The following is a 7946-nucleotide window of genomic DNA, read 5'->3' as shown; positions in this document are numbered from 1 at the left end:
CAAACTCCGCGGCGAAGACTGGAATCTTCCCGTGGACTGCACTGATTTAAGATAGTCAGGAGTCTTTGGTAGGGGCAAGATGAAAAAGGAAACGCGAGATTTCGCAGATGCGTCGCTACGCCCCGCTTGCTTCGCAAGCCCGGAGGTCTTGCTCTACTCCCCCTTCGGGGTCGTTATCGCAAACGCGGCTAAAAATGCTCGCGAAGCTGGTGTAGGATAAGGAATGAGTGGGAGCTTCGCGAGCATTTGCCGTCGCGTTTGCGACAGCAACGCCGCCCGTCCGCTCGGACGGGAAGGCGAGCGACGAAGAGCAAATGCGATGAGCGAAGCTGTGCCGTCAGGCACATCTGCGTTATCTGCGTTTTCTTTTCATCATGCCCACTCACCACTTACCCATCAACAGCTTCCAGAAAAAATACCTGCTAAATATCTCCACTCAATTAATACACAGATTCTTTCTGTGTATTCCGTAAGCCGCGAAGCGGCGGTATTCCGTGTTTTTTTTTCCGTGGAATTCTGTGTATTCAGTGTTTTCCGTGGTTACTCCAAGCAAAACCAAAGCAAAAAAGCCCCCGAAAAACCTCCACAGAATAACGCAAAACCTGGATTAACTTGGAATAACCACGTATCAAAAATTTCCGAACCCCCCTCCCCAAGGATACCTCCTCACAGATAGTCCCTCCGGGCACAACCACAAAAAAAGAAATTAAATATCCAGCATCTCCAGAAGCGGCAGCCGCAGCTTGCGGTACTGCTCCTCGGTCAGCACATGATTATCATACAGTGTACGGAGCGCCTTCAGACACTCTCTCACCGTATCCTGATCCATCTCCTCCCTTTCCGCAGAAGCACAGACCGGCTCCCCACTCTCCTCAAACAGCTCATGTCCCCCCTCATCCGCCACTGCCTCATCCTTGGGAAGAATCGGCGCAACATAACTCTCCGTCATCGGCGGCGCATCCGACTTCACCGTCTTCGTCAGATAATCCACCGGCTTTTTCAGCGTCCACTCCTCCCCGGAAAACATCGACTTCCTCTTATCCAGAGACACCAATGCAGTTCCCAGATCATTCATCGCCGATTGTAATGTCAGGAGAACCCGCTCCGCCTCTTCATGAAGAAGCCAGTCGATCTTCAGCACCGCACCATCCGTATCAGCGATCTTCAGCTCCGCCGATTTTTTACCCTCATGAAAAACTGCCGAATCAATACGGGCAAACGCATACAGCGTATCATCATACATACCCGTCGCATTCTCCTCAAAGTACATCAGCCGCTGATCCGAAATAATCAGTATCTTTTTGCGGCCTTGTACCTCACGGAGATTCTGCATCACACAGAGCGGATTCTCGCCGGAGTAGAAGGTATTCAGAATATCCTGAGGCATCGAACTGCCTGCCACATCCTCAGCCATAACTGTTGATAGTTTGTCGTTGCAGGTCTTATGCTTTCTTATCTATGGAGCAGCACCTCCGGAAAAACCCATCACGGGTCACATTACCGGAAAAAATTACAACCATACAGATTACCCAAAACTTTATCCTGGACTGCACCCACTACAAAACCTATGGACAGCATCATTGCACAACACCTCAGGGGAAGATTTGCTCCCGTCTGCCGTCCTCGGCCTCACCGATCTTGCCGGAAGACTACACGTACGCAACCTCATTCCCCATGAATATCTCACCTATGCCGTTCCCTGGAAACTCTATCTTGAAATGGAAGAAGCCGCAAAAGCAGACAGTATCTTCCAGACGCATGTATGGAAAGAACTAACTGCATAACTCCCCACAGGCAGCGTTTACTCTGGATTTCCATCCCCACAGAGGACGGAACACATCCCTGTCCGGGTTCGGGCAAGAATTAGAATGATTAATAATGATCAATCCCCATACTTTCAACAAGTGATATTATGTACCCGCCGGAACTCGTAGCCATCCTCATACTGCTGCTGGTCCCCCTGTTTGCCGGAATCCTCCTTGCCGTGCTGAACAGGGACGCCATTCGTACCAGTATTGTCGGTGTCGCTTCCGCGATCATTATTGCCGCATCGGTTTGCCTTGCCTACCTTGCATGGGCAAGTCCTCTACCGCTGATGATCGCCCTTGAACATACTAAACTGATAAGCATCGGTCTCTTTGTGGTTGAGCTCGTAATTGCCCTTGCAATCATCGCACTTTCAATCAAATACCGCAGAATCCTTCCACTTGCCCTCTCCCTTGTCCAGCTCGCCCTGCTGTTTGTTCTGGAGTTCGTCTATGCCGAATCCGTCGTTATCTCAACCACATTCGTCGTCAACAACCTGTCGGCGATTATGGTACTGATCATCGGCATTATCGGAACCCTCATCTGCGTCTATGCCCTCGGCTACATGAAAGACTATCATCATCACCATACCGAGATTACCGAACGCAAACCGTACTTCTTCGCGATGCTCTTCATCTTCCTCACCGCCATGTTCGGCATCGTCCTCTCCGACAGCCTCATGTGGATCCTCTGCTTCTGGGAAGTCACCACGCTGTGTTCCTTCCTCCTTATCGGATACTCAAAAACGCCTGAAGCAGTCACCAACTCCTTCCGCGCCGTGTGGATGAACCTCATCGGCGGAATAGCCTTTACCCTTGCAATCATCTCCCTTCTCGAGATAAAACCGTTCGGAACCAACCTCCTCAGCATCACCGGCATTATCGGCTACCATGAAATGGCGGCACTCACCATTCCGGCAGCACTCATCGCCGTTGCCGGTCTCACCAAAGCCGCCCAGATGCCGTTCTCAACCTGGCTTACCGGTGCAATGGTCGCACCGACCCCGGTATCCGCCCTCCTGCACTCCAGCACCATGGTAAAAGCCGGCGTCTACCTTCTGGTCGTATTCGCCCCGGTCTTTGCGCAGACCGCCGTCGGCACAGCCCTCGCCGCGATTGGTGTCTTCACCTTCTTTGTAACCTCCGCCCTTGCCATCTCGCAGAGCAACGCAAAGAAAGTTTTAGCCTACTCAACCATCGCAAATCTCGGCCTGATAACTGCCTGTGCCGGAATCGGCACCCCTGAAGCAGTCATGGCAGCAATTCTTCTGATCATCTTCCACGCCGTTGCAAAAGCGCTCCTGTTCATGTGCGTCGGTGCAGTTGAGCACAGAATCGACAGCCGCGACATCGAAGACATGGACGGACTTCTCGTCCGCCTGCCGCTTCTGGCAACCATGATGATCATAGGAATCTGCGGCATGTACCTTGCACCGTTCGGCATGCTCATCTCCAAATGGGCGGCAATCGTCGCATTCCTCGAAGCTCCGTTCGGCTGGGCCCTCGTCATCCTCCTTGCATTCGGCAGTGCATTCACGATATTCTTCTGGACGAAATGGCTCGGAAAACTGTTCATGCGCATGAACCGCCCTCAGGCTCCCGACACCACCCTGCACACATCCGAAAAAATCGCAGTAACTGCCACCGGAATCTTCACAATCCTCTGCTGTGTCGGCTTTGCCGCAATCACCATATACTGGATCGAACCCTATCTTGCCGGAATTTATACTGGATTTACCGATACCGGAGCAATACTCTCCGACAACATTCTCATGATCGCAATCATGTTCGTAATTCTCGCAGTCCTCGTACTTGCAGCCCACTTCGGATCCTCCGCAGGCAGAACCCTCCCCCCCTATCTCTGCGGTCGCGGGGTTGATGAAACTGGCAGATTCCGTGGTTCGCTCGGCGTGTACAAAGAAGCAAAATCCGCAAACTACTACATGGAAGAGTACTGCGGAGAAGATGTACTGATTAAACCGTCATGGATTATCTCCATTCTTCTCATTGGAATCATGTTTGTACTCGCGTTTCTGGGGGTGATGATATGAACTATCTTCTTGCAGCAGCAGGTGCAGTCCTGTTCCTTATTCTTGCACCGCTTCTCGGCGGACTGATCGCCGGAATTGACCGCGTACTTACCGCACGGATGCAGAGCCGGCGCGGCCCTCCGGTATTACAGCCGTTCTACGACATCAGCAAACTCTGGCACAAAGAACGTGCGTTTGCCAACCCGGTAGAGATGATCTTCACCACAGGCTACCTCGTCCTGATTGCATTTTCCGGAGCACTGCTGTTCGCCGGAGGCGACCTGCTTCTGGTCGTCTTTGCCCTTGCACTTGCGCATACCTTCCTCATTCTTGCAGCATATGCAGCAAACGCCCCGTACTCAAGCGTGGGTGCGGAACGTGAACTGATCAGCGTCATGGTTGCAGAACCAATCCTGATCCTGCTTGCAGCGGGATTTTTCCTGATAACGGGCAGCTTCTTCGTCTCTGACATTCTCAAAGAAACCGTTCCGCCGATCATCTATCTGCCGGGTGTGTTCCTCGCACTGTTTGCAATTCTCACACTGAAACTGCGGAAATCCCCGTTTGACATTTCAACATCGCACCACGCCCATCAGGAACTTGTGAAGGGCGTAACAGCATCCTTATCCGGCAGAACACTTGCAAAAGTGGAGATTGCCCACTGGTACGAGACGGTTCTGATTCTTGCACTTCTGTTCCTGTTCTTTGCAGGAAATCCGGTTCTCGGCATTATTGTAGTCGTCATCTGCTACTTCCTGGAAATTCTGATGGACAACCTGTTCCCGCGGGTGACGTGGAAAATGACAGTGAAAAGTCTGTGGATTGTAACGATCCTCCTCGGTGTAGTTAACATCGCAGTGATCGGTCTCTTAGGAGGTGTGATAGGATGAGTTCTGCTGGAAAATCCCCCTGGCTTCTGCACTACAATGCATCCAGCTGCAACGGATGCGACATTGAAATCCTCGCAGCGCTGACGCCCCTGTATGACGTGGAACGGTTCGGCATCATCAATACCGGCAACCCGGCGCACGCGGATATATTTGTTGTGACCGGCAGTGTAAACGAGCAGAACAAAGAGGTGTTGAAAAACCTCTACGACCAGATCCCCGAACCAAAAGTTGTTGTCGCAGTCGGTATCTGCGCCTCCTCCGGCGGTGTGTTCCGCGACTGCTACAATGTCTCCGGCGGGGTTGACACGATCATTCCGGTGGATGTATATGTACCGGGATGCTCGGTACGGCCCGAAGCACTAATTGAAGGAGTGGTCAAAGCGATCGGCGTTCTGGAACAAAAACGTGCTGTACTTGACAACGGAGGCTCACTATGACGATGGAAATAATCCCTGCATCCCCCGCAGGAATAGAGAAAATAGCGGCTGACATGAAAGCCGAGGGGCGCCGTCTTGTGGTGATCACCTGTACTGCGGCGGCTGAAGAGTACGATATTACCTACTCGTTTGACAAAGACAACGATCTTGTGCATTACCGCATCACCGTTCCGGAAGAAACGGTAATCCCGTCAATTGGTGCATCCTACGGCGGGGCGTTCGTGTACGAGAACGAAATTCACGATCTCTACGGATTCACGTTCACCGGCATGACCCTTGACTTCGGCGGAACATTCATCCGCACAAGCGTACCATATCCGTTCAAAAAGAAGGAAACACCCGCACCAACGGTGACGAAAGTGTCCCGGGAGGACGCATCATGACCGGCAGACGAACGGTTGTACCGTTCGGCCCGCAGCATCCGGTACTGCCCGAACCGATTCATCTCGATCTCGTGATCGAAGATGAACACGTGGTTGAGGCCATTCCGTCAATCGGTTACGTGCACCGCGGTCTGGAAAGTCTGGTGGATCGCCGCGAATATGCTGACTTCGTGTACCTTGCGGAACGGATATGCGGCATCTGCAGTTTCACACACTCCTCGACATTCTGTCAGGGTGTGGAAGGACTGATGGGCATCGAAATTCCGGAACGCGCCAACTACCTCCGGACGATGTGGGGAGAATACTCACGTATTCACAGCCATCTGCTCTGGCTCGGCCTGTTTGCGGACGCACTGGGCTTTGAGAGTCTGTTCTACAACGCATGGAAAATTCGTGAATCGATCTTAAATGAACTTGAAGCAACAACCGGCGGCAGGGTAATTCAGGGAGTCTGCAAAGTAGGCGGTGTCCGCCGCGATGTCACGAACGAATTCCTGTCCGGCATGGACAAACGGCTTGAGACCATTGAATCTGAGATGCAGGAGATGGTAAACGTCTTCTTAAACGACTATACCCTGAAAAAACGATTGATCGGAAAAGGCATTCTGAAACCTGACGACGCATACAACCTCGGTGCGGTTGGTCCCGTTGCCCGCGGCTCAGGACTGGCGCAGGATGTCCGGACATCGGAGTATCTGGCGTATCAGGATGTCGGATTCAAACCGGTAACGGCAGACGGCTGCGATGGATACGCACGCTGCGAAGTGCGGTGTAAAGAACTGTTCCAGTCCGTTGACATCATTCACAAAATCATTGCCGCAATGCCGGACGGCGAAGTGGCGGTACCGGTGAAGGGCAACCCGGACGGCGAGTACTTCAGCAGATCCGAACAGCCCCGCGGCGAAGTGGTGCACTACCTCCGCGGCAACGGTACAAAGTACCTGACGCAGTTCCGCGTGCGGACGCCGACACTGACGAATGTTCCGTCGCTGGTCGCGATGCTTGCGGGCGCGGAACTTGCGGATGTACCGCAGATTGTCCTGACGATTGATCCGTGCATCGGATGTATGGAGAGGTGATGATGCGATGAAGATGCTGAAAATTATCCTCAAACAGTTTACGCACAAGCCGGTAACGACAACATTTCCGGCAGAGCCTGCCCGGCACTTTGATGCGACCCGCGGCCATGTTGTGCTCGATCCATCAAAATGCACCTCGTGCACGATCTGTATGAAACGTTGTCCGTCACAGGCGATCACCGTTGACCGTGCGACAAAGACGTGGACGATCGACCGGTTCCGATGTGTTATCTGCAGTCAGTGTGTCGAACTGTGCAAGTTCGGTGCGGTGTCGCTCGCAACAGAGTATTCAACGTCTGCAACACCGAGCGAACGCGGGACCGAAACGTTTTCCATCACCTATGTAAAACCGGAACGTCCGAAAAAGGACGTTGAGACAGGGAAATAATTTTTTTCTTTTTTACTTTGCAGAACATTCCACTCTCTTTCACGTACCTTTTTCAGAACGGATTATGAAGAAAATATCTTTCCCGGATTATCATCTCACATAGGGAAAATATCCCTGTCAATCTCAAAATATATATCGATCGAAACCAAATAGGACGGAATACCATGGGAGACAGATATTGGGAAGTGGACGCAGTCCGGGGCATTGCCCTTGTCGGGATGATCGTGTACCACTTCCTTGCCTGCATGGTGATCTTCCACATGATCGTTGAAGACGAGGAGTTTCTCAGTTATTACGGGACGATCAACATTGCATCCGCATCTTTTGTCCTCATTGCAGGTGTTGCACTGATTCTCCGGCACGCCCGTAAAAAAGGCAGAACAACAAAAGAGTACTACCGCTCCATCGTCATCAAAGCCCTGTTTCTGTTCGTCGTTGCAATAGGAATTACCATTGCTACCTGGATCGGTGCGGCTCTTTTCCTTCATAACGACGTGTATGTGAAGTTCGGCTTCCTGCACATGCTCAGCATCTCAATGCTGTTGTGCCTGCCGTTTTTGCAGTTCGGGAAATGGAACATACTTCCCGGCATCATTGTCGTTCTCATCGGCATCTTTGTGATTCCGGAAATTACCGCTCCTGAATGGTTGTATCCGCTGGGAATTCATGGAGCGGATTTCATGAACACAACGCAGGACTATTTCCCGCTGTTCCCGTGGTTTGGCGTGCTGCTGATCGGTATTGCACTCGGGGATCTCTTTTATCCAAACGGCATCCGTAGTTTCCGATTCCCGGAAGCGGGGAGAATCGGGAAATTCTTTGCCCGTATGGGGAACGGCAAAGTGACGCTTGGTGTGTATCTGGCGCACATCCCGGTAATATTTGCGATACTGTGGATCGTGAGTGCGGTTACAGGTATCGGGTATCTCTGAAC

At 52.0% G+C, this 7946-nt stretch carries 9 protein-coding genes; 8 read left to right on the top strand and 1 reads right to left on the bottom strand.

Going from position 1 to position 7946, the window contains the following annotated elements; translation table 11 throughout:
- Positions 1-706: 706 nt before the first annotated feature.
- On the bottom strand, positions 707-1414 hold the full coding sequence (locus O0S10_RS04540; RefSeq protein WP_268924711.1) for a PH domain-containing protein: 708 nt from the start codon (positions 1412-1414) through the stop codon (positions 707-709).
- A 190-nt stretch (positions 1415-1604) separates the two neighbouring features.
- Between O0S10_RS04540 and O0S10_RS04535 the strand changes: the two genes are divergently transcribed.
- From O0S10_RS04535 to O0S10_RS04500, 8 genes are all read left to right on the top strand, one after another.
- Complete coding sequence (locus O0S10_RS04535) at positions 1605-1784, top strand: hypothetical protein (RefSeq protein ID WP_268924710.1); 180 nt, start codon at positions 1605-1607, stop codon at positions 1782-1784.
- Positions 1785-1912: 128 nt separating this feature from the next.
- Positions 1913-3856 (top strand): NADH-quinone oxidoreductase subunit 5 family protein, encoded by a 1944-nt coding sequence (locus O0S10_RS04530; protein ID WP_268924709.1) that lies wholly within the window; start codon positions 1913-1915, stop codon positions 3854-3856.
- Positions 3853-4725, top strand: coding sequence for an NADH-quinone oxidoreductase subunit H (locus O0S10_RS04525; protein ID WP_268924708.1), 873 nt, complete (start codon positions 3853-3855; stop codon positions 4723-4725). Before O0S10_RS04530 ends, O0S10_RS04525 begins: the two co-directional genes overlap by 4 nt.
- Entirely contained in the window at positions 4722-5162 is a 441-nt protein-coding gene (locus O0S10_RS04520) for an NADH-quinone oxidoreductase subunit B family protein (RefSeq protein WP_268924707.1), read from the top strand. The genes O0S10_RS04525 and O0S10_RS04520 overlap by 4 nt, the downstream gene beginning before the upstream one ends.
- Positions 5159-5545, top strand: a complete 387-nt coding sequence (locus O0S10_RS04515; protein ID WP_268924706.1) for an NADH-quinone oxidoreductase subunit C — start codon at positions 5159-5161, stop codon at positions 5543-5545. Before O0S10_RS04520 ends, O0S10_RS04515 begins: the two co-directional genes overlap by 4 nt.
- Positions 5542-6624 (top strand): hydrogenase large subunit, encoded by a 1083-nt coding sequence (locus O0S10_RS04510; RefSeq protein WP_268924705.1) that lies wholly within the window; start codon positions 5542-5544, stop codon positions 6622-6624. Before O0S10_RS04515 ends, O0S10_RS04510 begins: the two co-directional genes overlap by 4 nt.
- A gap of 7 nt (positions 6625-6631) precedes the next feature.
- The gene (locus tag O0S10_RS04505) at positions 6632-7012 is read left to right on the top strand and encodes a 4Fe-4S dicluster domain-containing protein (protein ID WP_268924704.1); all 381 of its coding nucleotides are present in this window, start codon (positions 6632-6634) and stop codon (positions 7010-7012) included.
- 164 nt (positions 7013-7176) lie between these two features.
- Positions 7177-7944, top strand: coding sequence for a heparan-alpha-glucosaminide N-acetyltransferase (locus O0S10_RS04500; RefSeq protein ID WP_268924703.1), 768 nt, complete (start codon positions 7177-7179; stop codon positions 7942-7944).
- Positions 7945-7946 lie beyond the last annotated feature (2 nt).

The organism is Methanocorpusculum petauri (assembly GCF_026891975.1).
Lineage (GTDB): Archaea > Halobacteriota > Methanomicrobia > Methanomicrobiales > Methanocorpusculaceae > Methanocorpusculum > Methanocorpusculum petauri.
Note: the sequence above shows the minus strand (reverse complement) of the source record. Positions and strands in the feature narration are given on the sequence as shown.